Raw genomic sequence first — 26,801 nt, forward strand, 5'->3', positions numbered from 1 at the left:
AGTCGGTCTCGGTGTCGTAAAAAATGAAAAAGGTCAGGCTGCTTCAGGCGGGAAGACCCGGCCAAGCAGGCCCTGCCGGGGAAGCACCTTGAGAAGGCCGCTCCGCGCGGTATGCCAGCCCCCGCCCAGCACGATGATGCCGGTTCCCAGGAGCAGCGCCGTTGAAATGAAGGTCATGGACGATCCTCCGCCTGCGGCGCTGACGACTTCGCCCAGCGCCAGCCAGAAGCTCAGCAGGCTGGAAACGATCAGCGCCCGGCGGTTGAGCGCCAGAGACAGCAGGCCGAGGAAAGCCAGCCCTGCCAGCAGCACGATGGCTTCTGCCGTATCGGGGCTGGCGGCCGGGGATCCCATCACCATGCCCCGCAGGCCGAGAATGATCTGCGGCGCCGCCGCGATGTGCAACCAGAAGGCATTGTCCGAAAGACGGGTAATCCGGCCCGGGTCCTTCTGGTCAAACCAGATCGCGGCTGCCAGCGTGGCAATGCCGATCAGCAGCGAGAGCAGCCCGCCAAACACCAGCCCCGCATCGCCGAAGAAACCGGCAAAAGTGTAGGCTGCCGCCGCCGCAGAAACGGCCATCAGGAACATGCAGAAGGGCAGGCGGAAGCGCAGCCAGGCCAGCGCGGCAACTGCCCCGCAGCCGAGGAAGGTGCCAAGTCCGGACTTGCCAAGCGTCGACCATGCGCTGCCAAGGCTCGTGACGGTCTCCGCATTCATGCCGGTGAGCCCGCTGGAGACCATGCCGATGGAAAGCCCAGAATAGCCCGTGAAAACCGTGATCGCCGCCATGGTCGGCAACAGCATCCGCCGGCGCTTGCCGAAATACTCGGCGATCAGCCACATCACGCCCGCCACCGGCATCAGGATCAGCGCGCCAAACGCGCCCGCCCGGCCGCCGGTTACCATGCCCCAGAACTGAGGCCCGAAGACCAGCGCGGTAATCGCTGTCAGACCCATGGCCAGGATCACGATCCCGATCGTGATGAAGATGTCATTGAAGTTGTTGAGGAAGCGCAGGTTCTCCGGCTGGCTGGCGGCGCCCTTCACGGCCGGGTCGCTCCGGGCGATCAGGAAGGCTTCCAGCCGGCTGGACTGATCCCGCGTGAGGATGCCCGCCTCTTCGGCCGCGCGCAGGTCGGACCGGTCAAACATCCAGCGCTTCAACGCTGAAATGGCCATTGGTGTAGACGCAGATGTCGGCGGCAATCTGCATTGCCTTGCGCCCGATCACTTCGGCATCGTCCTCATAGTCGTAAAGCCCGCGCGCCGCTGCCAGCGCGAAATTGCCGCCCGATCCGATGGAGACAACATTGTGCTCGGGTTCCAGCACATCGCCCGCCCCGGTGATCACCAGCGTGCTCTTCTTGTCCGCCACGATCAGCAGGGCTTCCAGCTTCTGGAGGTATTTCTCCGTTCGCCAGTCCTTGGCCAGTTCCACGGCTGCGCGCTGCAACTGCTCGGGGAAGCGCTCCAGCTTGGCTTCCAGCCGCTCGAACAGGGTAAACGCGTCGGCGGTTGCTCCGGCAAAGCCGGCAAGAATCGCCCCGCCGGCTATCCGGCGCACCTTGCGGGCGTTCCCCTTCATGATGGTCTGGCCCATCGACACCTGACCGTCGCTGAGCATCACAAGTTTGCCATTCTTGCGCACGGCAAGAACGGTCGTTCCGTGCCAGATGGCCTTTGAATCCTGATTGTGTGTCATGGCCAACACATGGAGGTTTTGAAGGGCCGGTGCAATAGAGGGCCGCTGCGTCAGGAAATACAGAAGAGTGTCACATAACTGTCGCGGCCTTCTTCTATTTGGGGCTGCGTAACTCCCGGAAGGAATGAATGCTCCAGCAGCTCGGTCATCTGCCCATGGGCTGGCTCCTGATCGCCCTTATCGCGGTCTTTGCCTCCATCGCCTTTTTCGCCGGACGGGTACGCGCCGAGCGCATTCTCCTGTCTGGTGAACAGTCGCTGCATTCCCGGCCGAACTATCACGGATATTTCGTCGCCATGTGGGCGTTGGTCCCGGCAGTTCTTGTTGCCCTGGCCTATGCCATCGGCGCAGAAGGCATCTCCCGCAACCAGCTGGTCAGCGAGTTACCCCCGGCCTTCGACCTGCTCTCGGATGCAGAGATGAAGACCTACCTGGACTCCGTCGCCCAGGCTGCCCTCGCGCGCGAGGACACCGGCACCGACCTTGTCTTCACCGCGGTCACCCATCGCTATCTTGAAATACGCGGCAGCCTCAACATTGGCGCTCTTGCCTTGATGGTGATCGGCGCGCTGGGCGGGCTGATCTTTTCCCGCCGCCGCCTGGGCACAAGCTTCCGCGCCCGCTCCCTGGTCGAGCGCGGCATGGAGACGGTTCTGTTCCTCTGCGCGGCCGTTGCCATCGCCACGACCGTCGGGATCGTCACCTCGCTTCTCTACGAGAGCATCCAGTTCTTCCGTGCCGTGCCGATCTGGGACTTCCTGTTCGGCACGCGCTGGAATGCCCAGACCGAGGCCGAGTTCGGCGCCCTGCCACTCTTTTTCGGCACCTTCACGATCGCGCTCATCGCCATGCTGGTCGCCGCGCCCATCGGCCTTTTCTCGGCGATCTACCTGTCCGAATATGCCGGCCCGAAAGCCCGCGGCTGGATCAAGCCGATCCTCGAAATCCTCGCCGGTATCCCCACCGTGGTTTACGGCTTCTTCGCCCTGCTCGTCGTCGCGCCGGCCGTTCGCGGCCTCGCCATCTGGATCAACGAGACCCTGATCAATATCGGCCTGACGACAGAACCGTTGCTTGCGGCCCAGCCGACCAGCGCGCTCGCAGCCGGCCTCGTCATGGGCATCATGGTTATCCCGTTCGTGTCTTCGCTGTCGGACGACGTGATCAACGCCGTGCCGCAAACCCTGCGCGACGGGGCCTACGCACTTGGCGCCACCAAATCGGAAACCGTCCGCAACGTCGTGGTTCCCGCCGCGCTGCCGGGCATCATCGCTGCGCTGCTGCTGGCGGTCTCGCGCGCCATCGGCGAAACCATGATCGTGGTTATGGCGGCTGGCAAAAGCGCCCGTATCTCGATGGACCCGACCTCCGACCTCACCACCATCACCGTCCAGATCGTCTCCCTGATGACCGGCGAGACCGGCTTTGATGATCCCAAGACGCTGTCGGCCTTCGCCCTCGGCCTCGTCCTCTTCGCCGTGACGCTCCTCTTCAACGTGATCGCCCTCCGCGTCGTCCAGAAATACCGGGAAAAGTATGACTGATCCGGCCCCCTCCACCTTTTCCAGCCCCGAGGCCATCAAGCGCCTGAAGCGCCGCCGCGCCGCCGACGTGCGCTTCCGCTATTACGGTATGGGCGCCATTGTCCTGGCGCTCGGCGCGCTGGTGATGCTCGCCCTGTCGATCGGTTCGCAGGCCGTCTCGGCGGCCACCTACCATGTTGCGCGCTACGACGTGACGCTCGACCGCGCCGTCATCGCCCCGCCCGGCGAAGACACGCCCGAAGAAATCTCCCGCAATGTCGATGGCTTTTGGAGCCTCGTGCGCAACAATCTTCTTGAGACCTTCCCCGAGGCGGACCTCGACCGCGCCAGCCGCACTGAAGCGTCCGAATTCATCACGCGCCTCGCCGTCCTTCCGGCCGCAAGGAAAGTCGCTGCTGAACCTCAGCTGATCGGCAACGAGATGACCGTTTCGGCTCCGCTGAACGATGATCTTGACCTATACCTCAAAGGCCAGGCATTCCCCGAACGCCGCGTCCGCGTGGGAAGCCTCTCGTCTGCCAGCCAGCAGGAAGCCGGTCTCGCGCGTCTTGAGGGGCAGGGGGCCTTTACGCCCATTCTGAGCGCCATCACGTCGCTCGAAGCTGATGGCGCAGACCTGTCAGAAGGCTCGGTGCTCCTCACTGCAGGTAGCTCGACCGGCCGCCTGTCTGATCTGCAGCCAGACGCCGCCAGCCTTGAGCTGCTCACCGGCACACTGGACGATTTCCGCTCCGGCAATGCCACCGCCCGCATTATCGCGCTCCCTGAAGCCCAGCGCGTCGTGTCCGATCAGCAGATCGCCTGGACCCTTGCCCTGAAGGAGATGGGCCGCATTTCCCGCGAGCCGCGCTGGAGCCTCCTGACCAATTCGGATTCCACCTATCCCGAACTCGCCGGGGGACTCGCTGCTCTTGTCGGCTCGCTGTTCACCATGCTCGTTACAGCACTGGTTGCCATCCCGATCGGCATCCTTGCAGCGGTCTATCTGGAAGAGTTTGCCCCCAAAAACCGCCTGACGGACTTCATCGAAGTCAACATCAACAATCTGGCCGCCGTTCCCTCCATCGTGTTCGGCCTGCTGGGCGCGGCGGTCTATCTCAACTTCCTTGGCATGCCCCGGTCTGCGCCGCTGGTCGGCGGGCTCGTGCTCGCGCTCATGACATTCCCGGTGGTGATCATTGCCTCTCGCGCTGCGTTGAAGGCTGTTCCCCCGTCTGTGCGCTCGGGCGCGCTCGCTATCGGCGCCTCGCAGATGCAGACGGTGTTCCACCATGTCGTGCCGCTTGCCGCGCCCGGCATCTTCACCGGCGCCATCCTGGGTATGGCCCGCGCGCTGGGGGAAACTGCCCCGCTGCTGCTGATCGGCATGGTGGCCTTCGTCGGCGATGTGCCCAAAGGACCGACAGACGAATCCACCGTCATGCCGGTCCTCATCTTCACCTGGTCGAACAATGCAGAGCGTGCCTGGGAGCCTATGACATCCGCCATGATCGTCATTCTTCTTGCAGTGCTTTTGCTGATGAACGGGTTGGTGGTATTCCTGAGACGTAAATACGAGCGGAGATGGTAATGGATACCGATCACACACCACAGGCCGCCGGCACGGTGACACCCCCCACGGCAGACGCGCTGCCCGCCGCCGCGCCCCGTATCGATTGCAGGGACATCAACGTCTTCTACGGTCCAACCCAGGCCATTCATAATGTTTCCCTGTCCTTCCCGGACCGCGCCGTCACGGCGCTGATCGGCCCGTCGGGCTGCGGCAAGTCCACCTTCCTGCGCTGCCTGAACCGGATGAATGACACCATCGAGAGCTGCCGCGTCGACGGCCAGATCCTGATGGACGGGCAGAACATCAACGACCATTCGATCGATGCCGTCCTCCTGCGCTCGCGCGTCGGCATGGTGTTCCAGAAGCCCAACCCGTTCCCGAAATCCATCTTTGACAATATCGCCTATGGCCCGCGCATCCATGGCCTCGCGAGCAGCCGCGAAGACCTTGATGCCATCGTTGAGAAGTCGCTGCGCCGCGCCGGCCTCTGGGAAGAGGTGAAGGACCGCCTTCAGGCGCCCGGCACCAGCCTGTCAGGCGGACAGCAGCAGCGTCTTTGCATCGCGCGCGCCATTGCGGTCCGCCCGGAAGTCATCCTGATGGACGAGCCCTGCTCGGCGCTGGACCCCGTCGCCACGGCCCGGATCGAGGAACTGATCGACGAATTGCGCAAGCGCTACTGCATCGTCATCGTCACCCACTCCATGCAGCAGGCGGCCCGAGTCAGTCAGCGTACGGCCTTCTTCCACCTCGGCAACCTGATCGAGATGGGCGAGACAGAGCAGATCTTCACCAATCCGCGCGAAAAGCGCACGGAAGACTATATCACCGGCCGGTTTGGCTGAGGGAGCAGGACATGTCCGACCATATCGTCTCGGCCTATTCGGATGAGCTCGACAAGCTCTCCTCCGACATCATGCGCATGGGCGGCATCGTCGAAACGATGATCACCGATTCCTGCCGCGCGCTCAGCTCGAATGATGGTGTCCTCGCCAAGGAAGTCATCGCCCGCGATCCTCAGGTGGATGTGATCGAAGCCGAGATTGAAAAGCAGATCGTCAGCCTCATCGCGCGCCGCCAGCCGATGGGCCATGACCTGCGCATGATCCTTTCCGCCCTGAAAATCTCCAACGAGCTTGAGCGTATCGGTGACCTCTCCAAGAACGTCGCCAAGCGTGCCCTGCGCCTTGATGATTATGTCAGCGTGGAAATGCGCAACGCCATCCTGCGCATGTCGCGTCCGGTTGCCCGCCAGCTCAATGAGGTGCTCGACGCTTACGCCACCGGGAACGCCGCCCTCGCAAGGAATGTCTGGTCGAGCGACGATGACATCGACCAGCATTATAACGCCGTGTTTCGCGAAATGCTGACCTACCTGATCGAGGACCCGCGCCGCATCAGCGCCGGGGCCCATATGCTCTTCGTCGCCAAGAACCTTGAACGGATCGGCGATCACTGCACCAACGTGGCTGAGTTTGTCTATTATCAGGCCGTCGGAGACTACCTGTCGACCATGGAACGGCCGAAGCTGGACCAGGTCTGACGCCCACCGGAACATACTACGGAGCCGAATGATGAAACCCTACGTGCTTGTCGCAGAAGACGAAAGCGCCGTCTCCGAGCTTCTGCTCTATAACCTCAAGCGGGAGGATTATGACGTCGCGATCGCGGCTGACGGCGAAGAAGCGCTGATGATGATCGATGAACGCACCCCGGACCTGCTGCTGCTGGACTGGATGCTGCCCAAGGTGAGCGGCATCGAAATCTGCCGCCGCGTCCGCGCCACCGGCGTCAATCCCAACCTCCCGATCATCATGCTCACCGCCCGCGGTGAAGAGAGCGACCGTATCCGCGGACTTGATACGGGCGCGGACGATTATGTCACCAAGCCCTTCTCGACCACCGAGCTCATGGCCCGCGTGCGCGCCGTCCTGCGCCGCATCCGTCCCGGCTTGAAGGAAGACCGCATCACCGTCGGCGATATCGAGATCGACCGCGTCGCCCATCGCGTCTCCCGCAATGGCGCCGACATTCATCTCGGCCCCACCGAATTCCGCCTGCTCGACTATTTCATGCAGCATCCCGGCCGCGTCTTCTCGCGCGAACAGCTGCTCGATACCGTCTGGGGCTCGGATGTCTACGTTGAGGCCCGCACGGTCGACGTACATGTCGGCCGCCTGCGCAAGGCCCTCCGGCAGGAAGGTGGTGAAGACCCCATTCGCACCGTTCGCTCCGCCGGCTACGCCCTGCGCGCTGACTGAGCTGATATTCCGGCCAGACAGAAAAAGGCGGGAACCCGAACCAGGTTCCCGCCTTTTCCGTAACCGGATTACCAAGGCAGGCGATCAGCCAAAAAGCTCGGCCAGGAATGTCTTGAGATACGCAAAGCTTCGCCGGTCGGCGTCAGCGTTGTACATCGTGCCCATCTCCGGATTGTTGGCGCCCAGGGTCGTGAACGAGTGATAGGAATGACCGTGCACATGCGCCTGCCAGTCAGCGCCCGCAAACTCGCTTGAGATCGCCAGGAAATCCTCCGGCTTCGCCATCGGGTCCAGCCAGCCATGCTCGATCAGCACCTTGGCCTTGATCTTGGGCTGCGGGATGTTCTCGGCCGGGCGGAAAAGTCCGTGGAAGGACGCAACGCCCAGAACGTCATGGCCCGCCCGCGCCATGTCCAGCACACACAGCCCGCCAAAGCAGAAGCCGATGGCGGCTGCTTTGGCCCCGTCTATGCCTGCCTGCGCCTTGGCCGCAGCCAGGCCGCCGGCCAGCCGTTGCTGCAACTCAGCCCGGTCGCCCACCAGCGGGTTCATCAGCGCCTGGCATTCTTCCACGCTCGCGCCGCGCTTGCCCTTGCCGTAAACATCGATGGCAAAGGCTCCATAGCCGAACTCTTTCGCGATGATGGCGGCCTTCTGTTTTTCGTTATCGGTCAGCCCGCCCCAGGCATGGGCGATCACCACGACCGGCACATTCGTCTTGCCCTCGGGCAGGGCCAGCCAGCCTTCATAGGTCTTGCCGTCCACCTGATAATCAACTGCGCTCATCGGAGGTCTCCTTTGTTGTCTCCCAGTGGATAGAGGCCTTCCGCAGCGGGATTCAAGCGCTGGCGTTCGATTAGTATGCGCTTTCTAGACTTTTTCCCTACATCCGGCGTCATGAACCAAGCCGCCAGGGAGATATTCATGGCCAAGAAGACCACCAAAACAGCCGCCCGTGCCAAAGCTGAAGCTGCAGGCAAGGCAATCGAGAGTCACTCCAGCGAGATGGCCTACAAGATCTGGCTCGCCGGCGTAGGCGCCTATGGCAAAGCCTATGACAGCGCGCTGGCTGGTGCCACCGTCGTGAACAAACAGTCGGCAGATGTCTTTGAAGACCTCGTCAAGCGCGGCGCCGAAATCGAACAGGACGTTCGCGCCCGCCTCGCCGGCAATGAAAGCTTCACCAAAGCCTCCGGCAATGTCGCCAAGGCCGTTGAATCTGCCCGTGAGTTCCAGTCGAAAGCCCAGACCCGGTTTGAAGCCCGCATGGAGCGCATGCGCGACCTGCTCGGCGTCAACGGTTTCGGCACGGCCCGCGAAGCCTTCGCGCGCCGCGTTGAAAAGCTGGAAGACGAAGTCGCCAGCGTCACCGCCAAGGCCCGCACCAAGGCCAGCGACCTTCACCTGAAGGAGCGCATCGCCCGTCTCACCGCCGAGATCGAAGCGGTTGCTTCGGAAACCGGCGCAGATGTCGCCAAGACTGCCAAGCGGGTCGCCACCCGCGCCAGCAAGGCCGTCAAAGCCGCTATGGAGCCCATCGAAGCAGAGGTCATTGACGACCTGACGCAGATCACCGGCGTTGGCCCGGCGATGGCGAAAAAGCTCAACGCTGCCGGCGTCACGCGCTTTGCGCAGATTGCCGCCATGAAGAAAGCCGAACTCGAAGCGCTCGACGCTGAGATCGGCGCCCGCGGCCGCGTGCTGAAGGGCGAGTGGGCCAAGCAGGCGAAGAAGCTCGCCAGCTAAAGCTCGAAATCCGAGATGAGGCGGGATGCCAGAAGGGTGTCCCGCCTTGCTCGAAACGTCCGGATCAGGACTTTGCTTCCTTGAAATGTCGGATCATGCCGCTTAGCGCGGCGGGGCCGCCCGCGCCCATATAGGGCACGATGAGGCACATCACCTGGAACACGGTATTGTGGATCAGGGCGGGGCCGTCATGGGTTTCCCGGGACAGCGTATCCCCCGCCAGCCAGAAGGTCAGCGTGGTGATGACCTGGTCCGTAAGCGGAGGCTTCAGGCGCGGATCGATGTCGATGACGCCAAGCCGGGTGAGGTCATCGAGGATGCGAAGGATGGTCTGGCGCTTTTCGGCAATCAATCCGCGGAAGCGCCCGGCAAGGTCGGGATACCGGTCCAGAAGGCCGGCCACGTCCCGGTAGAAGAAGCGGAAGTCATATATCTCTTCCAGCAGGATATAGATGTAGACCCAGTTGTCCTCGATCGAGGCAACGCCCCCGCTGGAGCCGCGCAGGATGATGTGCATCTCCTCTTCAAACCGGTCATAGAGGGCCCGGATGATCGCATCCTTGCCCTTGAAGTGATAATAGAGGTTGCCCGGGCTTATCTCGAGCGCGTTGGCCACATCTACAGAAGACAGCTGTGCCTCGCCCTCTTCATTGAAGAGAAGCAGGCTCACCTGAAGGATACGATCGCGTGTTTTCATGGCAGGAACTGCTGTTTGACAGAGAATACTGACTGTGAAACGAATTTTGTCATAAATTTTGCCGTGTTCTCTTTCAGGAATGGAAAGGGATCATGGTTAAAACCGGCGGCTGGGACAGGAACCCGGTGACAGACCGGAAGCCTTGGGGAGAAGATACCGTGACGTCACCAAAAGACGAAATCGCGCGAAATGCCGCTGAAAACACTGCCGCGCTGAACCCGCTACTGGGCGGTTTCAACCGCCAGGAACTGCTCGGCGCTGTCGGCATGATGCTGCGCTCGACCATGACCAACCCGGTCACGACCGCAAAAACCGTCAGCAAGATCACCTCCGAAAACACGCAGATCCTGCTTGGCAAGTCCTCCCGGGAAGCCGACAAGAAAGACCGCCGCTTCAAGGACCCCGCCTGGGAGCACAACCCATTCTACAAGCGCGGCATGCAGGCCTACCTCGCCACCCAGGAACACCTTCACAGCTGGGTGAACGAAATCCAGATGGGGGAGCTTGAACAGGCCCGCGCAAAATTCGTGATGGGCATGATTACCGATGCCCTGGCCCCTACCAATTCCCTCGTGGGCAATCCGGCCGCCACCAAGCGCGTCGTGGATTCTGGTGGTCTCTCCCTGCTCAAGGGCATGAAAAATCTTTACGATGACCTCACGAAGAATGGCGGCCTCCCGGCCCAGGTCGACAAGCGGCCCTTCAAGGTCGGGGAAAACCTTGCCGTCTCGAAAGGGCAGGTAGTCTGGAAGAATGAGATGCTGGAGCTGATCCAGTATGCTCCGCTCACCGAGAAGGTCCACAAGACCCCGATCCTGATCATCCCACCACAGATCAACAAATTCTACGCCATGGATCTCACCCCCATGACGTCGATGGTCCAGTTTCTCCTCGCGATGGAGCAGCAGACCTTCGTCATCTCCTGGCGCAACCCGACGAAAAAGCACAAGGACTGGGGCCTTGTCGACTATATCGACAGCCTGATCCAGGCGAGCGAAGTCGTCCGCAAGATCACCAAATCACCGAGGCTCAACGTCTCGGGCGCCTGCTCTGGCGGCATCACCACGGCCACTTTCGCCAGCCTGCTGGCCGCCGCCGGCGACAAGCGCATCAACTCGCTCACCTTCATGGTCTGCGTCCTCAATCCCCAGCGCGACGACAGCGACATCGGTCAGATCGTCTCCGATGGCAGCCTTGAAATCGCGCGGAAGTATTCCAAGGCGCGCGGCATCCTGAAGGGCGATGATCTTGCCCGGATGTTCGCCTGGATGCGACCGAACGACCTTATCTGGAACTATGTCGTCAACAATTATCTGATGGGCGAAGATCCTCCGCCCTATGACGTTCTCTTCTGGAACAACGACACGACCAATCTTCCCGCCGCGCTGCATTCCGATTATCTCGACGTGGCCCTCAACCAGCCCTTCGACAATCCGGGCAAGGTCGAAGTCGCCGGTCATATGGCAGACCTCAGCAAGGTCACGGCGGACGCCTTCGTGGTTGCCGGTGTCACAGACCACATCACCCCCTGGAAGGCCTGCTATCGCACGCCCGCGCTGCTCGGCTCGAAGAATATCGAGTTCGTCCTCTCCTCCAGCGGCCATCTCCAGTCCCTGATCAACCCACCGGGAAATCCGAAGGCGAAGTATTTCCGGGGCAAGGAAATCAAGCCGTCGGCGGATGAATGGGCCGCAAATGCCGAAGAACAGGCCGGTTCCTGGTGGCCGCTCTGGGGCCAGTGGCTAAAGGCGCGCTCGGGCCCTCTGAAAGCTGCACCTAAAGAGGTTGGCAACGAAGCCTTCCCCCCCATCTATGCAGCGCCGGGCCGCTACGTCTTCAACGACTAGGCCCTTACTGAAAGACACGCTGATGCCAACTTCCCCCCGCAAACCTGTCATCACGATGGAAGACGTCGACGGCGTTGTCCTGCGCGTGGCCCACTGGCCGGTGGACGGGCAGCCGGGAGGCCGCCCGCTTGTCTTCTTCAACGGCATCGGCGCCAATCTCGAGCTTGCTTCCGGTCTCGGCGGCATGTTTCCCGACCGGGAGATACTCACCCTCGATGTTCCCGGCGTCGGCTGCAGCCCGGTCACTCAATGGCCCTACCGCCACTGGATGCTCGCCCGCTGGATTCGCAAGCTGGTGGACCGCTACAGCATCGACGAGATGGACGTGATGGGCGTTTCCTGGGGCGGCGCGCTCGCCCAGCAGTTTGCCTTCCAGTATCGCAGCCGCGTCAAACGCCTCATTCTGTGCGCCACGACCGCCGGCGTCACCATGATCCCCGGCCGCCCGGCCTCGCTGTCAAAGATGGTCGATACACGCCGCTATTCCGATCCCGAATTCATGCGCGAAAACTTCGCCAAGCTCTATGGTGATGCGGCCGACGAGTCCGCTGGTGGACATATCGACAATCTCATGCCGCCAGACCCCAAAGGCTACCTCTACCAGATCCTCGCCTTTGCGGGCTGGTCGAGCCTGCCGTTCATCCGTTTCCTGAGGATGCCGGCACTTGTCATCATGGGTGACGCAGACTCCATCGTCCCGCTGGCCAACGGCCACATCCTGAACTTTGCCCTGCCGGACTCGCGACTGAAAGTTATCGAAGGCGGCGGCCACCTCTTCCTGGTCACCCGTTCGGAAGAAACCGGCGCCCTGATCCGCGAATTCATGGATGAGGAGACCGAAGCCGCTCTGAGGAACGCCGCCTAGTCGTTCATCAGCCTTTCGGCCTCGATCCGCACTGCGCCATAATCAACCTTGCCGGTGCCGAGCACCGGGATAGCCGCCACGCGGAACACCCGCCGCGGCACCGATATTTCCGGAACGCCATGGCTCTGGGCCCAGGCGAGGATCGGTTCACGCTTTGCGTCGGGTGCATCGGTGAGCAGGATCACCTGCTCGCCTTTCTTCGGGTCGGGCAGGGTCACGGCCGCATGCATGTTGTCGGGCCACACCGCTGCCGCGCAGTTCTCAACCACCGCCAGCGACACCATCTCCCCGCCGATCTTCGCAAACCGCTTCACCCGGCCCAGTATGCGAATGAACCCGTCCTCGTCGATGTTCACAATGTCGCCGGTGTCATGCCACCCGTCGATCAGCCGCTCGATAACACCGGGATTGGACGCGCGCACATAGCCCATCATCACGTTGGGGCCCCGGATGTGAAGGCGCCCGCCATCGGGAATGCCCTCCACAGGCACCAGCCGCGCCTCGATATCCGCCATCAGCACGCCAACCGTTCCCGGACGGTTGTCTTCCCACTTGTTTGCGGCGGCCACCGGTGAGCTTTCGGTCACGCCATAGCCTTCCAGGATTTCGATATTGAACTTACGCCGCACATAACCGCGCGTCTCGTCCTTGACGCGCTCGGCTCCGCACACGGCGAGACGTATGGAGTCCATGTCTCCGTCGCTCGCGGTGCGGGCATACTGGGAAATGAACGTATCGGTCGCCAGCAGGATGGAGGCTTTGCTCTCCCTGATCCGCCGCACGATTTCCTTCGGCTGCAGCGGGGAAGGGTGGAACAATACCTTGATCCCCGCCACCAGTGGCAACACCGCGCCCACCGTCAGGCCAAAGCAGTGGAATGTCGGCAGCGGGTTGAACAATACATCCGTATCCGGACCAAGCCCGATATGCGCCCGCACCTGCTCGACATTCGCCATCACATTCTCATGGCTCAGCACAACGCCCTTGGGGTCGCCCTCTGTGCCGGAGGTGAACAGGATCACGGCGGGCTTGTTGTGGCTGGGCCCTGCCGCCACCAGCCCGGGCAGGATCGTCCCGGCGACCGCCGTCAGCTTGTTGCCCAGCGACAATCCCTCGCGCACATCCTCCAGGTAGATAATCTCGGCAACCTTTGAGAGGTCTGCGATCAGTGTCTCCAGCCCGCCCAACTCCACGAATTTGTGCGCCGTGACGATACGCTTCACTTTTGAGGCCTTCAATGCCGCCTTCAGGTTCTTCGATCCGGCGGTGAAATTCAGCATTGCCGGCACGCGTCCGAACGCGCTTACGGCATAAAACGCGATCACCGCCCCGGCCCCGGTCGGCAGCATGATGGCGACGGCCTCGCCCCGTTTGGTGCCTTTTTTCAGCGCTGAGCCGAGCCCGAAAGCGGCCCGGATGATCTCCTTGTAGGAAAGCTCCCGCTCGTCGCCGTCGACGATAATGGTCTTTCCGGCGCCAAATTCGCGCGAGGCGCGAATAAGCGCGGAGAAAAGGTCCGTACGGGTGCGCTGCGGCTTGTAGACAAGCGGTGCGGGCACCAGTGGCTGGATGGATTGCTGCATAGGTTTCCGCCCTGAATCATTCCGGCTCTGGCCGATTTTTGTAATATTCTGTCATGTTGCGTCATATCTGCAACAGATATTGCCAGTATGGCAGGGCGCGCGGTATCGCCTCCTGCATGGGTCATCTGCAGCCGCCGGCGCTTGATGGAATCGTAGGAAAGGTCCATTTCCTTCTCATGGCCAATCTCATCGACACCCGTTCCGGCGCCCCGCGCCCGCGCCACCCCGAAAAACAGGCGCGGCCTGACACGCCCGTCCTGCGCAAGCCGGACTGGATCCGCGTCAAGGCGCCCACCTCGCAGGGCTATAACGAGACCCGCAATATCGTGAAGTCGAAGGGCCTCGTCACCGTCTGCGAAGAGGCCGGCTGCCCCAATATCGGCGAGTGCTGGGACAAGAAACACGCCACGATGATGATCCTGGGCGAAATATGTACCCGCGCCTGCTCCTTCTGCAACGTCGCCACCGGCAAGCCCAGGCCCGGCGTGGAAGAAGACGAGCCTGCCCGCGTGGCAGAGGCTGTCGCCGAAATGGGCCTCTCCCATGTCGTGATCACGTCCGTTGACCGCGACGATCTGGAAGACGGCGGCGCCATGCATTTCGTCAACACCATCAACGCCATCCGCGCGCGCTCACCGGGCACCACCATCGAGATCCTGACGCCTGATTTCCTGCGCAAGGATGGCTGGGAAAACCGCGTCATCGATGCCAGGCCGGATGTGTTCAACCACAATCTGGAAACCGTCCCGCGGCTCTATCTCACCATCCGCCCCGGCGCGCGCTATTTCCATTCCCTCCGCCTGCTGCAGAAGGTGAAGGACCGCGACCCCGGCCAGTTCACCAAGTCCGGCCTGATGGTCGGCCTCGGCGAAACCAAGGAAGAGGTGATGCAGGTCATGGACGACATGCGCTCTGCTGGCGTCGACTTCCTCACCATCGGCCAATATCTGCAGCCGACCCGCAAACACGCCGCGATTGACCGCTTCGTCACGCCGGAAGAATTCAAGGCCTATGAAGAAATCGCCCGCGCCAAGGGCTTCCTGATGGTCTCGGCCAGCCCGCTCACGCGCTCCAGCCACCATGCCGGCGAAGACTTCGCCCAGTTGCGCGCCGCGCGCGATGCCTATCTCGCTGCCCGCAAAGCGTAGGGTATGCCCCGTTTCACCAAGACCCTCCGTGTGCCTTACGGGCCGCCGCAATGCTTTGCGCTGGTCTCGGATATCGCCCGCTATCCCGATTTCATAAAATGGATCACCGCCCTGCGTGTGTCGGATGTCCGCGCCGCCGGCCCCGGCGTCACTGAATGCCTCGGCGAAGCGGTCGTCGGCTTCAAGGGGTTCACCGAACGCTTCACCACCCGCGTCGTCGCCGATGAGCCTGCCCGGCGCGTTACAGCCTCTCTCGTGCGCGGGCCTTTCCGCAAGCTCTTCGCCGAATGGCGCATAACCGAAAGCGTCCACGGCGCCTCGGATGTCTCTCTTGAAATCAATTACGAATTCCGCAACCCCATCATCAGCTTCCTTGCCGCCGCCAATCACGATCTGGCCGTAGACCGCATTCTGAGCGCCTTCCTGGAAGAAGCCCGGCGGCGCTATTCCACGCCCCAAGCGTAATTCCTCCCAAACCCTTGTAGGTCATCTTTTGCCTGACCAGTTAGATTGCAGGGGTCGGCAGCCATGAGAGCGCCTTACCCGTGAGGGAGGCCAAGCCCGTGGGAGAGCGGGTTGCCTTAACCGCAATAAGCCTACCGGGTCTGCGCCTGAATCAAATTCAGCGCCGTCTCGACCGCTGCCATGCGAATGCCTTCGCGGCCGATGTCGCCCAACTGCAGCATCTCGTGAATGATCGCCCGGTTCTCCCGCGCGCAGGCAATGTGGACGGTACCTACCGGTTTCATCCGTGTTCCGCCACCGGGCCCCGCCACGCCCGTGATCGCCACGGAAATATTCGCCCGGCTGTTGGACATTGCCCCTTCGGCCATCATCCGCGCCACCGGCTCGGAGACGGCTCCGAAATCGGCCAGAACATCGCCGGGCACGCCCAGCATCTCCTCCTTGGCCTTGTTGGAATAGGTCACAAAGCCCCGCTCGAACACGGAGGAGGACCCGGCAATATCGGTCAGCAGCGCGGCAACGAGCCCCCCGGTGCAGCTTTCTGCAGTGACGATCTTCAGGCGGGCGCGCTCGGCGTCATCGAGCACCAGCATGGCGAGGTTACGAAGGCGATCTGGAAACATGGGCCTAGCCTTAACGCCCGATCAGTTGCCCGTGAAGACCGGTTTTCGCTTCTCGATGAAGGCGGCGGCGCTTTCCTTTGCGTCCGCCGTCTGCATCAGGCGGCGGATTTCGGTGATCGCCCATTTGCCCGTGTCCCGCCAGTCGGGGTCCAGCGTGCGGCGCAGGCCGGCCTTCAGCGACTTGACTGCCTGGGGCGGGTTCGCCGCGATCTTCTCCGCCAGTGCCAGTGCCGTCGGCATCAGATCACCCGGCGCCACCACCCGGCCCACCAGGCCAATCGCCTTCGCCTCCGGCGCATCAATCACGTCGCCGGTAAACAAGAGCTCGCTCGCCTTCTCCCGGCCCACAAGCTGGGCCAGCCGCCCCAGCCCCGGCGCGTCACAGCAGAGCCCCCGCGTCACGAAAATCTCGCCGATCTTCGCTGTCTCCGACATCACCCGTATATCCGCCATGATCGCCAGCTCCGCGCCCCAGCCGAGCGCAAAGCCATTGATCGCTGCAATGACCGGAATATCTGTATACAGAAGGGCGTCGGCGGCCGGCGTCAGCCCGCCGGTATTCTTCGCCTTAGCCGCCCGCTCCGGCGTCACCGGCGCGCCCTTGGAGAGGATCTTCTTTACGTCATCCCCGGCGCAGAACGCCCGCGTGCCCGATCCGGTAATCACAATCGCCCGCGCATCCGAGCTGCGCACTGCGTCTTCCAGCGCGTCATAGAGCTCATAATCGAGCGAATTCATCGCCTCCGGCCGGTTCAGCGTCAGCACGGTCACATGCCCGCGTTTCTCGGTGATAAGAATATCGTCCATGTCTTCCTCCCGGTCTTCTTTTGCCGGGGAAGCTCTCATGAAGGCGGCGCATTGAAAATAATGCCGCAAGGTAAGGGCAGGGCGGGGGCTTCAGACCGGCATCAACAGCGCCACTGCCTCCGCCGCAATTCCCTCGCGCCGACCTGTAAAGCCCAGCCCCTCGGTCGTCGTTGCCTTCACGCTGACGGCATCCAGAGGAAGCCCGAGAAGTTCTGCCGTGCGCGCCCGCATCGCCTCGCGGTGGGGCTTCACCTTGGGCGCCTCACAGATCACCGTGATGTCGCAATTGGCTATCACATACCCCTTTGCCTCGGCGAGCCTCTGGGCCTCTTTGAGAAAGAGGCCGCTATCGGCGCCCTTCCATTGCGGGTCAGACGGCGGAAAGTGGTCGCCGATGTCCCCCAGCGCCACCGCGCCGAGGATCGCATCAGTCAGCGCATGCCAGGCCGCATCAGCGTCCGAATGGCCTTTCAGCCTGGCGATATGCGGGATAGCCACACCGCACAGGGTCACGTGCGTTCCCGCCTCGAACTCATGCACGTCATAACCCTTGCCGATGCGCGGGGCGCCGGTCGGGGAGAGGAGGCGGGCCAGCATGTCGAAATCCTCCGGATAGGTGATCTTGGTCAGCCGCGCCGAGCCGGACACCATCTCGACCTTCCCGCCGGCGGCCTCGATGGCGGTCAGGTCATCGACGAGGTCGGGTCCGGCCGCAGAAAGCGCGGCGCGGATCTCGCCCAGCCGGAAGGCTTGCGGTGTCTGGACCCGGACGAGGCCGGTCCTGTCCATATTTGTCCAGTTTTGTCCTGTATTGGACTTCAGGGCGTCCGCAACTGGCATCGCGGGGGCCGCCCCTGACACCGATGGGTCCTGCAGGCGCGCAATCAGGCTGGAGATCGTCGCCGCATCAATCCCGGGCCGGGCTGCGTCATGGATAAGGACAATGGCGTCTTCGGAGACGGTCGCCGCCGCCAGCCCGCTGAGCACAGACAGCGTGCGCGTATTGCCTGGTTTTGCCTGAAGAATCTTTGAGCTCTCCGGCAGCGGGCCGAGGTCCGCCCCGGCCACGATCACAAGCTGCGAGACTTGCGGATGGTGGACAAACGCCTCGATCGACCAGTCGATCACCCGTTTCCCCAGTAGCATTTGCCACTGTTTCGGGCGCTCTGCGCCTGCCCGCTGGCCCCGGCCTCCGGCAACGATTATGGCGACTGTCTCGGTCATGAACCGGCTTGTAAGCGACCCGTGGGCGGCTGGCTACTCCACGAAACGTCTCGAAATAGGGAAATATTTGCCCTCGAATTGTGCGCTTGCGAAAAAATGAAAAGTGGGAAACATAAGTATATGACCAATTTTAAGGCACCTCGGGTCTGGCTCGCGCCCATGTCCGGCGCAACCGACGCCCCCATGCGGCGGCAGGCGGTGCATTTCGGCGCCCCGGCCGTGGTGTCGGAAATGGTCGCCGGAGAAACCCTCGCCCAGGCCCGCCCGGATGTCGTCCGCCGCACCTGCCGGCATGAAGGGCAGGGCCACTGGATCGTCCAGCTTGCCGCCCGCCGCCCTGAAGACATGTTCGCCGGCGCCGTCCTAATGGCTGAAGCGGGCGTTGATGTCATTGACATCAATATGGGCTGCCCCTCCAAACAGGTCACCGGTGGCCAGTCCGGCTCCGCCCTGATGCGCGACCTGCCGCTGGCAGGCGAGATCATTGATGCGGCCCTCCAGGGCGCCGGCAAACGGCCGGTCACCCTGAAAATGCGCCTCGGCTGGGATGATGCCAATCTCAATGCTCCCGACCTTGCCCGGATGGCGGAGGCGAAGGGCATCCAGATGCTCACCGTCCACGGCCGCACGCGCTGCCAGTTCTACACCGGCGCCGCCGACTGGGCCGCCGTCCGCGCCACGGTCGAGGCGGTCAGCCTGCCCGTCATCGTCAATGGCGACATCACCTGTGTGGCCTCGGCCCGCGAAGCCCTCGCCCAGAGCGGCGCCCAGGGTGTCATGCTCGGCCGCGCCGCGATGGGCCGTCCCTGGCTCATCGGCGAAGTGGCCGCCCTGCTTGAAGGCCGGGCCTGGCGCAAGCCGGGCCTCAGGGAACAGCTCGCCAGCCTCTGCGAGCAGATTTCCGATGCCGCTGGTCTTTATGGCCCCGGCCTCGGCCTGAAGATGGTGCGCAAGCATGTCTCCGCCGCCATCGACAAGCTTGAAATCGATCTGCCTGCGTCCGGGCGCCGGCAGCTGCGCGCTGATCTCTGCCGGGTCGGCGACGCCGGCGAACTGATTGCCGCGCTGCGCGAGGTTTATCTCGGAAAGGTGCTGGAAAGGGCAGAAGTCAAATGAGTACGTTGACCGGCCAGAAGCCCTCAGGCCTTGCCGATCTTTCCCCCATCGCGCTGCTGCATATCGACCAGCGCCGCCGCATCGCGAATGTGAACCCCGCGGTCGAGGACATGTTCAAGCTGTCGCGTCGCGCGCTCGTCGGCCGGCCGCTCAGCGAAGTGGTGTTTCACGACTCCATCCTGTTCGAGCTGATCGACCGGGCCGAGCGCGACCCCGCCGAGATCACCGCCCCGTCCACCCCGGTCGCCGGTCCCTCGATGCAGGTGCGCACCATCTGCGATGTCCGCATCCGTACGGTCGAGGGCGGCAATTTCATCCTCGCCCTGGCCGAAGCGCCCTCGCGCGATTCCGGGGAAGGCGTCGCCGGGGCTGCCGGGTTCGGGCGTATCCTCGGCCATGAGGTGAAGAACCCGCTCGCCGGCATCATCGGCGCCGCCCAGCTGCTCGAGCGCCAGGCCCATGCCGGCCAGAGCGAACTCCTCGACATCATCAAGGACGAGGCCCGCCGCATCGAGCGTCTGGTCAACCGTCTCTCCGCCTTTGAGCTGTTCTCCGCCCCGCGCATGCAGGCCTGCAACGTGCATGCCCTGCTCGACAAGGTGATTGCCTCGGAGCGCGCCGCCATGGGCGCCCGCGTGGAGTATCGCCGCGACTTTGACCCCTCGCTGCCAGACATGATGGGCGATCCCGACCATCTCCAGCAGGCCTTCCAGAACATCGTCCGCAATGCGGCCGAAGCCGCCTCTGATGGGGGCCGCAAAGGTGAGGTCGTCATCCGCACGGCCTATGCTGCCGGTCTCGCCATGCGCCAGGCGCGCCTCGGCTCGGGCCTGCGCCGCGCGATGCTGATCTCCATCGAGGACAATGGCCAGGGCATCCCGCGCGAGCACCAGGCCACGATCTTCGATGTGTTCCAGTCCACCAAATCCGGCGGGCGGGGCCTTGGCCTCTCCATCGTCAGTGAAGTCATCAACGCTCATGGCGGGCAAATCCGTGTGGACAGCCAGCCCGGAGCAACCCGTTTCACCATCCTGTTGCCGCTTTCGGAGGCTTGAAATCTCAATGGCCGACAAGACCGTACTCCTCGCAGAAGACGATGCCAGCATACGGCTCGTCGTGAACCAGACGCTGGTGTCCGCCGGTTATGAAGTCCGCGCCACCAGCTCGCCTGACGCGCTCCAGCGCTGGGTGCGCAACGGCGAGGGCGATGTCGTCGTCACCGACGTCTATCTGGGCGACACGTCGATCTTCGATCTTCTGCCGTCCATGAAGCTCGCGCGGCCAGACCTGCCCTTCATCGTCATGAGCGGTCAGAACACCATCCTCACCGCCGCTTCCGCCGCAGAGCATGGCGCCTTCGACTACCTGCCCAAGCCGTTCGACATCGACGTCCTTTCCAGCCTGGTGCGCCGCGCGCTCAAATCGGTCCCTGCGCCGGAGCGATCGATCCATCCTGATGCCCAGAAAGCCGTTGCCGATGCCGGCCTGCCGCTGATCGGCCGCTCCGACACGATGCAGGAAGTCTACCGCCTCATCGCCAAGGTGATGAACACCGACCTCACCGTCCTGATCGAAGGGGAAAGCGGCACTGGCAAGGAACTCGCCGCGCGCGCCATCCACCAGCTCGGCCAGTCCAAGCGCGGCCAGTTCATCGCCCTCGACCTCGCCGCCATGCCGCCCGCCGAAATAAACCGCGAACTCTTTGGCTCGGACGGCAATGGCGGCGCCGTCCATCTGAAGGGCGGCACGCTGTATCTGGATGAAATCGGCGACCTGCCCGCCGAAGCCCAGGCTCAGCTTGTGAAACTGCTGCGCGAACCGGGCGGCGCCCGCCTCATCGCCTCCACCCGGCGCAATCTCGGCCGCCTCGTGGAAGACGGCAAATTCCGGGAAGACCTCTACTACCGCCTGAACGTGATGCGCCTCTCCATTCCGCCGCTGCGTCAGCGCAAGGAAGACATCCCCGAGCTTGCCCGCGCCTTCCTTATCCGCGCCCAGCGCCAGGGGCTGGCGGCCCGCACCTTCGACAAGTCCGCGCTCGACCTGATGGCGGCCTATGACTGGCCGGGCAACGTGCGCGAGCTTGAAAACCTTGTCCTGCGCCTCGCCGTTCTGAGCTCTGATTCGGTCATCACCGTGATGGATGTCGAGCGCGAGATGCGGATGGGTGTCGCCGAACAGACCGGGGCAAGCCTTGGCTTTGAGGCCGAGATCGAGGCCCTCCTGCACCGCTATGTGATGGGTGATCTCGTCTCGGGCGGTGAAGGCGAGGGCTCGAATGTCCACGAATCCGTGGTTAACCGGGTCGAGCGCCCGCTGATCCGCCTCGCCCTGTCGGTCACCTCTGGCAACAAGGTGCGCGCCGCTCAGCTGCTGGGCATGAACCGCAATACGTTGCGGGCCAAGATCAACGCCCTTGGCATTGCAGAAGACTGATTGACGATCCGCCGATCTGTGGTTTTAGTGCACCACTGTTGCGGCCGGGACACTTAACATGTGTCCTGTTTGCAACGGGGCTGGGGGCCAGCAGAATCGGAACTGAGTGTCGACGGCAACAAACTCCCAAGCCTACAAGGCGAGCTGGGCCCTCTTTGAAGGTCTCTTCATCATCGCGGCCCTTGTCGCGGTGTTTGCCACCTTTATCGCCATTGCCGGCGTCGTGCCGGATGATCCGACCGCCGGTGCAACGCCCTGGCTGCTTGGTCTCAACTTCATCCTGCTGATCGTGCTCGCCGTCATTGTGACGCGCGAATATCTCCAGATCCGCGTCGGCAAGGAAGATGGCAGCGGCAAGCTCGCCCGCCGGTTCGTCCTCCTGTTCGGCTTCTCGGCGCTGATCCCGGCCATGGTGGTTGCCGTCTTCATGGGCACCTTCATCACGCGCGGCCTCGACCGGTGGCTCGGTGAGCGGGTCGACCACCTGATGGAGCAGAATGCGGAAATCTTCCGCACCTATGTCGAGAACTTCCAGGCCACCTTTGATTCCGACATGCGGCTCGCCGCCATGGATGTGGAGACCTTTGCCCGCCAGGTGGACGAGAGCCTCGCCACAGCGCCGGCAACGGAGGAGGGCGACGGTGCGATCTATGACTACGCCTCAACCGCCTTCTTCGATGGCCTGCGCACGGAACTCGCCAGCCGGGAATTCCTCACCATCGCGCTTCTCGGAGCGGATGGGGTAGATCTCATCGCCGAGGCCAGCGTTCAGGACCCGATCCTTCTTTTGCCGCCCAAATCGGCATATCTGGAAGCTGATGAAGGCGCCGTGGCCACAACGCTTTATGAGAGCCGCGGCCTCGCCACCGCCCTCATCCGGATCACCGCGCCCACGGACGGCTATATCTATGCGGTGAAGGTCTTTGACCGGAACGCGGCGCGCTCATTGCGCGAAGCCGAAGCCGCGCTCGAAGAATACTACGCCGCAAAGCGCAGCGGCGGCCGGCTGCAGATCATCTTCGTCATCGGCTATGCCCAGATCGCCGGTCTGGTTCTCCTGCTGGCGGGCCGTCTCGGCCTTGAGGCTGCTGGCCGTGTGACTGGCCCGATCGGGCGCCTGGCTGCGGCCGCGCATACTGTGCGGGACGGTGATCTCAGCGTCCGCGTGCCCGTCACCGGCCCGGTCGACGAGTTGCATGCCCTCGGCCACTCGTTCAACGCGATGACCGAGCAGCTCTCGAGCCAGCGCGAAGCCCTGATCCGTGCCCGGAACGATGAGGAAGACCGCCGCCGTTTCGTCGAGACCCTTCTGGCAGAGCTCGGCGCCGGCGTCATGCGGATCGGCCCGGACGGCCTGATCAGCCTGGCCAACCGTTCGGCCGCAGAACTGCTGGGTCTGTCAGGCATTGAGGAAGGCAAGCCGCTGTCGCAGGTGGTGCCCGAGTTCGAGCGGTTCGTGCGCGACACGATCGAGCGGGACGCGCCGGTAGACGCAACGCTCGACCTCAGCATCGGCGGAGAAACCCGCAATATCCGGCTCAAGACGGCGCTTGGCCCGGGCGGTGGCTGCGTCATCACGTTTGACGACACCACCCGCCTCGTCAACGCCCAGCGCCAGCTCGCCTGGCGCGATGTGGCCCGCCGTATCGCTCATGAAATCCGAAATCCGCTGACGCCTATCATGCTGTCCACGGAACGTCTCAAGCGCCGCTATGGCCCGAAGATCGACGATCCGGACGGCGTGTTCGACCGCTGTATCGAAACCATCCTGCGCAAGGTCGACGACATTGCCCGCATGGTCGAGGAATTTTCCTCCTTCGCCCGCATGCCCAAGCCCAGCGTTGCGCCCTTCGACATGCGCGAGCTGCTGCAGGAGGCGATCTTTTCACAGAGCGTCGTCTCGCCGGACATCGACATTGCGATGGAAACGGGGCTCGAAACGGCGCCCTTCCTCGGCGATGACCGGCTGCTGGGCCAGGCTTTCGGAAACCTCCTTAAGAACGCGGCTGAAGCCATCGAAGGCCAGCCGATCGAAAATGACGTGTCCGGCCATATTCGCATCTTCCTGCAAAGGGATTCGCGCGGGCTGGAGATCGTCATCGAGGACAATGGCCCCGGCTTCCCGGCCGAAGTGCGAAACCGTCTTCTGGAACCATATGTAACCACGCGAGAAAAAGGCACCGGCCTCGGCCTTGCCATCGTGAACCGCATCATTGTGGATCATGGCGGCTCCATTTCCCTGCAGAACCGGCTGGACGGGCTTCGGGGCGCGCGCGTGCGCGTCCTGCTGCCGGAAAACGGTGCGCTGGCCATGCAGTCTGACCACATGTCCATAGAAGAGGGCGCCGGCGATGGCCGCGCGCCCTATCCCCTGAGTTTGTAGAGGAGAGTACCCGATGGCGCTCGACATCCTTGTCGTTGATGATGAGCCGGATATCCGTGAACTGATGGCTGGCGTCCTTGGCGACGAAGGCTATGCCGTGCGCACAGCTGACACGGCTGAACGCGCGCTGGAAGAAGTCCGCTCGCGCACGCCGCGCCTGGTGATCCTCGACGTGTGGCTGCAGGGCAGCGGCATGGACGGTCTCTCCCTGCTCAAATACCTCAAATCGATCGACCCGATCCTGCCGGTCATTGTGATCAGCGGGCACGGCAATATCGAAACCGCCATCGCCGCCATCCGGCGCGGCGCGTTCGACTTCATCGAAAAGCCGATCAAGGCCGACCGCCTTATGCTGGTCGTGGAGCGTGCCATCGAGGCGGCGGCCCTGCGCTATGAGAACGCTGCGCTGAGGAACCGCACGGGCGATGAAGAGCGCTGGATCGGCAACAGCCAGGCCGCCGCTGCTCTGCGCGCCTCGCTCGACAAGGTCGCACCAACCAATTCGCGCGTCCTGATTTCCGGCCCGGCCGGTGTCGGCAAGGAACTCGCCGCGCGTCTCATCCACAAGAATTCCGGCCGCGCAGATGGCCCCTTCGTGGTGGTCAACGCCGCCAGCATCGCGCCCGACCAGATGGAAAATGCCCTCTTCGGCGAGGAAGACCAGACCGGCCGCACCGTGCGCGTCGGCCTGTTCGAGCGCGCTCATACCGGCACGCTGCTGCTCGATGAAGTCGCCGACATGCCCATCGGCACGCAAAACAAGATCCTCCGCGTCCTGACCGAGCAGCGGTTCCAGCGCGTCGGCGGGCGCTCTGATGTCAGCGTCGATGTGCGCGTGATGGCGGCGACGACGAAAGACCTGAAAGCCGAGATTGAGTCCGGCAACTTCCGCGAAGACCTTTACTATCGCCTCAGTGTCGTGCCGCTGCGCGTGCCGTCCCTGTCCGAGCGCCGGGACGATATCGTGGAACTTGCCAATTATTTCTGTGAGCGCATCGCCGAGACCTCCGGCCTCACCCATCGCAGCTTCACCACCGAAGCCCTTGCCGTGCTTCAGTCGATGGAATGGCCTGGCAATATCCGCCAGCTCCGCAACATGGTCGAGCGGATCCTGATCCTGTCACCCGCCGATGCGACCCGTCCGATCAGCGTCGATGAACTGCCCCGCGATCAGGGCCGAGGCCCCTCGCCGGCGGCCAAAGCGGGCTCTGCCGAGCTTGTCGGCCTTTCCCTGCGCGACGCGCGCGAGCAGTTCGAGCGCGAATATCTTAGCCTCCAGATCACCCGTTTTAACGGAAACATCTCGCGCACGGCCGAGTTCATCGGTATGGAGCGCTCTGCACTGCACCGAAAATTAAAGGCTTTGGGGATATCCACGGGCGTTCGTAACGATACCTGAGCCAGACGCTGAAGGCATGAAGATATGCACGTTCTGATCTGCGGCGCCGGGCGCGTGGGGCAGGGGATTGCCCGCCGCCTTGCGCGAGAAAAGCACGAGATTACCATCATTGATGAGAGCGCAGACCTTGTAGACCAGGTCTCGATCGATCTCGACGTACGCGGCATCATCGGTCACGCGGCCCATCCCGATGTGCTCAAGCGCGCCCGGGCCGGCGATTGCGAGATGATCATAGCGGTCACCCATTTCGATGAAATCAACATGGTGATCTGCCAGATCGCTCATACGCTGTTCTCGGTGCCCTTCAAGATTGCCCGTGTGCGCGACCGCTCTTATCTCGAGCCTGCCTGGAAAAATATCTTCTCCCGCGAAGGCCTGCCCATCGACATGGTCATCTCGCCGGAAGCCGAGGTCGGCGACGCCATCCTCCAGCGCTTTCGCACCCCGGGCACGATCATGAGCGCCAATTTCGCTGGCGGGCAGGTCAAGCTGCTCGGCTTCGAGCTGCGCGCCGACAATCCTCTGATCGATGTTGCCGTTGACCAGATGAAAGGTCTGTTCCCGGACCTTTCTGCCCGCATTATCGGCATCGGCCGGGGCGACGCGATCCATGCCCCGCGTGGCAAGGATGTCCTCAAGTCCGGTGACCGCGCCTATGTCGCCGTGCTGGATGCCCATGCCAGCCGCCTCACCTCGATCTTCAGTACCGAGCAGAGCCGCCTCGATCACGTCGTCATCGTCGGCGGAGGGAATGTAGGCCTGCACGTCGCCAAGATGCTGGAACGGGAAAGCCATATCCGCGTCCGCCTGATCGAGCGCAATGCCGAGCGCGCCAACAAGGCCGTCTCCGAAGTCAAACGCTCCATCGTCATTCAGGGGGATGGCCTCAATCCCGAAATCCTCGCTGAAGGCGGTGTTGACCGGGCAGACTTCGTCATCGCCATCACCGATGATGACAAGGCCAACCTCCTGATCAGCAACCTTGCCAAACGCGCCGGCGCCAAGCGCGCGCTCGCCCTCATCAACTCGCCCGAACTCGCCGGCCTCGCCTCCGACATGCGCGTCGACACAGTGCTTGATCCGCGCGCGCTCACCGTGTCGCAGATCCTGATGCGCATGCGCCGGGGCCGCATCCTCAATCTCCAGTCCCTGGAAGACGGCATGGCCGAAGTGGCCGAAGGGGTGACACTGGAAACCTCCTCCCTCATCGGCAAGCCGCTCGGCTATGACGACCTGCCCGAAGGCATGACAGCCGCCGCCGTCATTCGCGGCAATCAGGTGATCATGGCCGATGATGACGTCACGGTGCGCCCGGAAGATCATCTCATCCTGTTCTATGAGGCGGAGATGGTGCGCAGTGTAGAGAAATTCTTCCGGGTGAACCCGGACTATTTCTGATC

General features: G+C 63.0%; 24 protein-coding genes. 16 read left to right on the forward strand and 8 right to left on the reverse strand.

All coding sequences use genetic code 11. The features are described from left to right. Nucleotides 1-33: 33 nt before the first annotated feature. Nucleotides 34-1,155 carry a hypothetical protein gene (locus KG722_RS10280; RefSeq protein WP_213271699.1) on the reverse strand — a complete coding sequence of 374 codons (1,122 nt, stop codon included), beginning with the start codon at nucleotides 1,153-1,155 and terminating at the stop codon, nucleotides 34-36. After that, nucleotides 1,148-1,705 (reverse strand): ATP-dependent protease subunit HslV, encoded by a 558-nt coding sequence (gene hslV / locus KG722_RS10285; protein WP_213271700.1) that lies wholly within the window; start codon nucleotides 1,703-1,705, stop codon nucleotides 1,148-1,150. Before hslV ends, KG722_RS10280 begins: the two co-directional genes overlap by 8 nt. A gap of 128 nt (nucleotides 1,706-1,833) precedes the next feature. Between hslV and pstC the strand changes: the two genes are divergently transcribed. From pstC to phoB, 5 genes are read left to right on the forward strand one after another with little or no spacing between them, the layout of a single operon-like run. Beyond that, nucleotides 1,834-3,249, forward strand: a complete 1,416-nt coding sequence (gene pstC, locus KG722_RS10290; protein ID WP_213271701.1) for a phosphate ABC transporter permease subunit PstC — start codon at nucleotides 1,834-1,836, stop codon at nucleotides 3,247-3,249. Beyond that, nucleotides 3,242-4,819 carry a phosphate ABC transporter permease PstA gene (gene pstA / locus KG722_RS10295; RefSeq protein WP_213271702.1) on the forward strand — a complete coding sequence of 526 codons (1,578 nt, stop codon included), beginning with the start codon at nucleotides 3,242-3,244 and terminating at the stop codon, nucleotides 4,817-4,819. The genes pstC and pstA overlap by 8 nt, the downstream gene beginning before the upstream one ends. Then, entirely contained in the window at nucleotides 4,819-5,646 is an 828-nt protein-coding gene (gene pstB, locus KG722_RS10300; RefSeq protein ID WP_300998416.1) for a phosphate ABC transporter ATP-binding protein PstB, read from the forward strand. The genes pstA and pstB overlap by 1 nt, the downstream gene beginning before the upstream one ends. A gap of 11 nt (nucleotides 5,647-5,657) precedes the next feature. Beyond that, nucleotides 5,658-6,344, forward strand: coding sequence for a phosphate signaling complex protein PhoU (phoU, locus tag KG722_RS10305; protein ID WP_213271703.1), 687 nt, complete (start codon nucleotides 5,658-5,660; stop codon nucleotides 6,342-6,344). A 31-nt stretch (nucleotides 6,345-6,375) separates the two neighbouring features. Beyond that, nucleotides 6,376-7,062: a phosphate regulon transcriptional regulator PhoB gene (gene phoB, locus KG722_RS10310; RefSeq protein WP_213271704.1), complete on the forward strand. Its 687-nt coding sequence runs from the start codon at nucleotides 6,376-6,378 to the stop codon at nucleotides 7,060-7,062. A gap of 84 nt (nucleotides 7,063-7,146) precedes the next feature. On the opposite strand, the gene KG722_RS10315 is transcribed toward phoB, so the two are convergent. Beyond that, the gene (locus tag KG722_RS10315) at nucleotides 7,147-7,848 is read right to left on the reverse strand and encodes a dienelactone hydrolase family protein (protein ID WP_213271705.1); all 702 of its coding nucleotides are present in this window, start codon (nucleotides 7,846-7,848) and stop codon (nucleotides 7,147-7,149) included. 138 nt (nucleotides 7,849-7,986) lie between these two features. Here KG722_RS10315 and KG722_RS10320 point away from each other — a divergent pair, with 138 nt between their 5' ends. Next, nucleotides 7,987-8,808, forward strand: a complete 822-nt coding sequence (locus KG722_RS10320) for a phasin family protein (protein WP_213271706.1) — start codon at nucleotides 7,987-7,989, stop codon at nucleotides 8,806-8,808. Nucleotides 8,809-8,872: 64 nt separating this feature from the next. On the opposite strand, the gene KG722_RS10325 is transcribed toward KG722_RS10320, so the two are convergent. Next, nucleotides 8,873-9,505 (reverse strand): TetR/AcrR family transcriptional regulator, encoded by a 633-nt coding sequence (locus tag KG722_RS10325; RefSeq protein ID WP_213271707.1) that lies wholly within the window; start codon nucleotides 9,503-9,505, stop codon nucleotides 8,873-8,875. Between the two features lie 158 nt (nucleotides 9,506-9,663). On the opposite strand from KG722_RS10325, the gene KG722_RS10330 reads away from it, so the two are divergent. Next, nucleotides 9,664-11,352: an alpha/beta fold hydrolase gene (locus tag KG722_RS10330; protein WP_213271708.1), complete on the forward strand. Its 1,689-nt coding sequence runs from the start codon at nucleotides 9,664-9,666 to the stop codon at nucleotides 11,350-11,352. Nucleotides 11,353-11,374: 22 nt separating this feature from the next. Beyond that, entirely contained in the window at nucleotides 11,375-12,217 is an 843-nt protein-coding gene (locus tag KG722_RS10335; RefSeq protein ID WP_213271709.1) for an alpha/beta fold hydrolase, read from the forward strand. Here the strand turns inward: KG722_RS10335 and KG722_RS10340 are convergent. Further along, a complete protein-coding gene (locus KG722_RS10340) occupies nucleotides 12,214-13,800 on the reverse strand; it encodes an AMP-binding protein (protein WP_213271710.1) in 1,587 nt (528 codons plus the stop codon). The two genes, KG722_RS10335 and KG722_RS10340, sit on opposite strands and share 4 nt — an antisense overlap. Nucleotides 13,801-13,976: 176 nt before the next feature. Between KG722_RS10340 and lipA the strand changes: the two genes are divergently transcribed. Both lipA and KG722_RS10350 read left to right on the forward strand, forming a co-directional pair. Continuing rightward, on the forward strand, nucleotides 13,977-14,948 hold the full coding sequence (lipA, locus tag KG722_RS10345; RefSeq protein ID WP_213271711.1) for a lipoyl synthase: 972 nt from the start codon (nucleotides 13,977-13,979) through the stop codon (nucleotides 14,946-14,948). Nucleotides 14,949-14,951: 3 nt separating this feature from the next. Next, nucleotides 14,952-15,413, forward strand: a complete 462-nt coding sequence (locus tag KG722_RS10350) for a type II toxin-antitoxin system RatA family toxin (protein ID WP_213271712.1) — start codon at nucleotides 14,952-14,954, stop codon at nucleotides 15,411-15,413. Nucleotides 15,414-15,544: 131 nt separating this feature from the next. Here the strand turns inward: KG722_RS10350 and KG722_RS10355 are convergent, their stop codons facing one another. From KG722_RS10355 to ispF, 3 genes are all read right to left on the reverse strand, one after another. After that, nucleotides 15,545-16,036: a CinA family protein gene (locus KG722_RS10355; RefSeq protein WP_300998417.1), complete on the reverse strand. Its 492-nt coding sequence runs from the start codon at nucleotides 16,034-16,036 to the stop codon at nucleotides 15,545-15,547. Between the two features lie 21 nt (nucleotides 16,037-16,057). Continuing rightward, nucleotides 16,058-16,843 carry an enoyl-CoA hydratase-related protein gene (locus KG722_RS10360; protein ID WP_213271713.1) on the reverse strand — a complete coding sequence of 262 codons (786 nt, stop codon included), beginning with the start codon at nucleotides 16,841-16,843 and terminating at the stop codon, nucleotides 16,058-16,060. 90 nt (nucleotides 16,844-16,933) lie between these two features. Continuing rightward, the gene (gene ispF / locus KG722_RS10365; RefSeq protein WP_213271714.1) at nucleotides 16,934-18,067 is read right to left on the reverse strand and encodes a 2-C-methyl-D-erythritol 2,4-cyclodiphosphate synthase; all 1,134 of its coding nucleotides are present in this window, start codon (nucleotides 18,065-18,067) and stop codon (nucleotides 16,934-16,936) included. Nucleotides 18,068-18,187: 120 nt separating this feature from the next. Here ispF and KG722_RS10370 point away from each other — a divergent pair, with 120 nt between their 5' ends. From KG722_RS10370 to trkA, 6 genes are all read left to right on the forward strand, one after another. Then, nucleotides 18,188-19,183, forward strand: coding sequence for a tRNA-dihydrouridine synthase (locus tag KG722_RS10370; RefSeq protein ID WP_300998418.1), 996 nt, complete (start codon nucleotides 18,188-18,190; stop codon nucleotides 19,181-19,183). Then, nucleotides 19,180-20,238, forward strand: a complete 1,059-nt coding sequence (locus KG722_RS10375) for an ATP-binding protein (protein WP_213271716.1) — start codon at nucleotides 19,180-19,182, stop codon at nucleotides 20,236-20,238. The genes KG722_RS10370 and KG722_RS10375 overlap by 4 nt, the downstream gene beginning before the upstream one ends. A 7-nt stretch (nucleotides 20,239-20,245) precedes the next feature. Then, the gene (locus KG722_RS10380) at nucleotides 20,246-21,619 is read left to right on the forward strand and encodes a sigma-54 dependent transcriptional regulator (protein WP_213271717.1); all 1,374 of its coding nucleotides are present in this window, start codon (nucleotides 20,246-20,248) and stop codon (nucleotides 21,617-21,619) included. A gap of 106 nt (nucleotides 21,620-21,725) precedes the next feature. Next, entirely contained in the window at nucleotides 21,726-24,002 is a 2,277-nt protein-coding gene (locus KG722_RS10385) for an ATP-binding protein (protein ID WP_213271718.1), read from the forward strand. 13 nt (nucleotides 24,003-24,015) lie between these two features. Continuing rightward, complete coding sequence (locus KG722_RS10390) at nucleotides 24,016-25,401, forward strand: sigma-54 dependent transcriptional regulator (RefSeq protein WP_213271719.1); 1,386 nt, start codon at nucleotides 24,016-24,018, stop codon at nucleotides 25,399-25,401. Nucleotides 25,402-25,425: 24 nt separating this feature from the next. Then, complete coding sequence (gene trkA / locus KG722_RS10395) at nucleotides 25,426-26,799, forward strand: Trk system potassium transporter TrkA (RefSeq protein WP_213271720.1); 1,374 nt, start codon at nucleotides 25,426-25,428, stop codon at nucleotides 26,797-26,799. Nucleotides 26,800-26,801 lie beyond the last annotated feature (2 nt).

This window comes from Hyphomonas sp., from assembly GCF_018402285.1.
GTDB lineage: Bacteria > Pseudomonadota > Alphaproteobacteria > Caulobacterales > Hyphomonadaceae > Hyphomonas.

Coding starts and splice junctions, on each gene's coding strand:
- phoU (WP_213271703.1), top strand. CDS start 5,658: ATGTCCGACCATATCGTCTCGGCCTATTCGGATGAGCTCGACAAGCTC.
- pstA (WP_213271702.1), top strand. CDS start 3,242: ATGACTGATCCGGCCCCCTCCACCTTTTCCAGCCCCGAGGCCATCAAG.
- KG722_RS10390 (WP_213271719.1), top strand. CDS start 24,016: ATGGCGCTCGACATCCTTGTCGTTGATGATGAGCCGGATATCCGTGAA.
- KG722_RS10320 (WP_213271706.1), top strand. CDS start 7,987: ATGGCCAAGAAGACCACCAAAACAGCCGCCCGTGCCAAAGCTGAAGCT.
- KG722_RS10340 (WP_213271710.1), bottom strand. CDS start 13,800: ATGCAGCAATCCATCCAGCCACTGGTGCCCGCACCGCTTGTCTACAAG.
- KG722_RS10375 (WP_213271716.1), top strand. CDS start 19,180: ATGAGTACGTTGACCGGCCAGAAGCCCTCAGGCCTTGCCGATCTTTCC.
- hslV (WP_213271700.1), bottom strand. CDS start 1,705: ATGACACACAATCAGGATTCAAAGGCCATCTGGCACGGAACGACCGTT.
- phoB (WP_213271704.1), top strand. CDS start 6,376: ATGAAACCCTACGTGCTTGTCGCAGAAGACGAAAGCGCCGTCTCCGAG.
- KG722_RS10355 (WP_300998417.1), bottom strand. CDS start 16,036: ATGTTTCCAGATCGCCTTCGTAACCTCGCCATGCTGGTGCTCGATGAC.
- KG722_RS10280 (WP_213271699.1), bottom strand. CDS start 1,155: ATGTTTGACCGGTCCGACCTGCGCGCGGCCGAAGAGGCGGGCATCCTC.
- pstC (WP_213271701.1), top strand. CDS start 1,834: ATGCTCCAGCAGCTCGGTCATCTGCCCATGGGCTGGCTCCTGATCGCC.
- KG722_RS10325 (WP_213271707.1), bottom strand. CDS start 9,505: ATGAAAACACGCGATCGTATCCTTCAGGTGAGCCTGCTTCTCTTCAAT.
- KG722_RS10350 (WP_213271712.1), top strand. CDS start 14,952: ATGCCCCGTTTCACCAAGACCCTCCGTGTGCCTTACGGGCCGCCGCAA.
- KG722_RS10315 (WP_213271705.1), bottom strand. CDS start 7,848: ATGAGCGCAGTTGATTATCAGGTGGACGGCAAGACCTATGAAGGCTGG.
- KG722_RS10335 (WP_213271709.1), top strand. CDS start 11,375: ATGCCAACTTCCCCCCGCAAACCTGTCATCACGATGGAAGACGTCGAC.
- ispF (WP_213271714.1), bottom strand. CDS start 18,067: ATGACCGAGACAGTCGCCATAATCGTTGCCGGAGGCCGGGGCCAGCGG.
- trkA (WP_213271720.1), top strand. CDS start 25,426: ATGCACGTTCTGATCTGCGGCGCCGGGCGCGTGGGGCAGGGGATTGCC.
- KG722_RS10380 (WP_213271717.1), top strand. CDS start 20,246: ATGGCCGACAAGACCGTACTCCTCGCAGAAGACGATGCCAGCATACGG.
- lipA (WP_213271711.1), top strand. CDS start 13,977: ATGGCCAATCTCATCGACACCCGTTCCGGCGCCCCGCGCCCGCGCCAC.
- pstB (WP_300998416.1), top strand. CDS start 4,819: ATGGATACCGATCACACACCACAGGCCGCCGGCACGGTGACACCCCCC.
- KG722_RS10370 (WP_300998418.1), top strand. CDS start 18,188: ATGACCAATTTTAAGGCACCTCGGGTCTGGCTCGCGCCCATGTCCGGC.
- KG722_RS10360 (WP_213271713.1), bottom strand. CDS start 16,843: ATGGACGATATTCTTATCACCGAGAAACGCGGGCATGTGACCGTGCTG.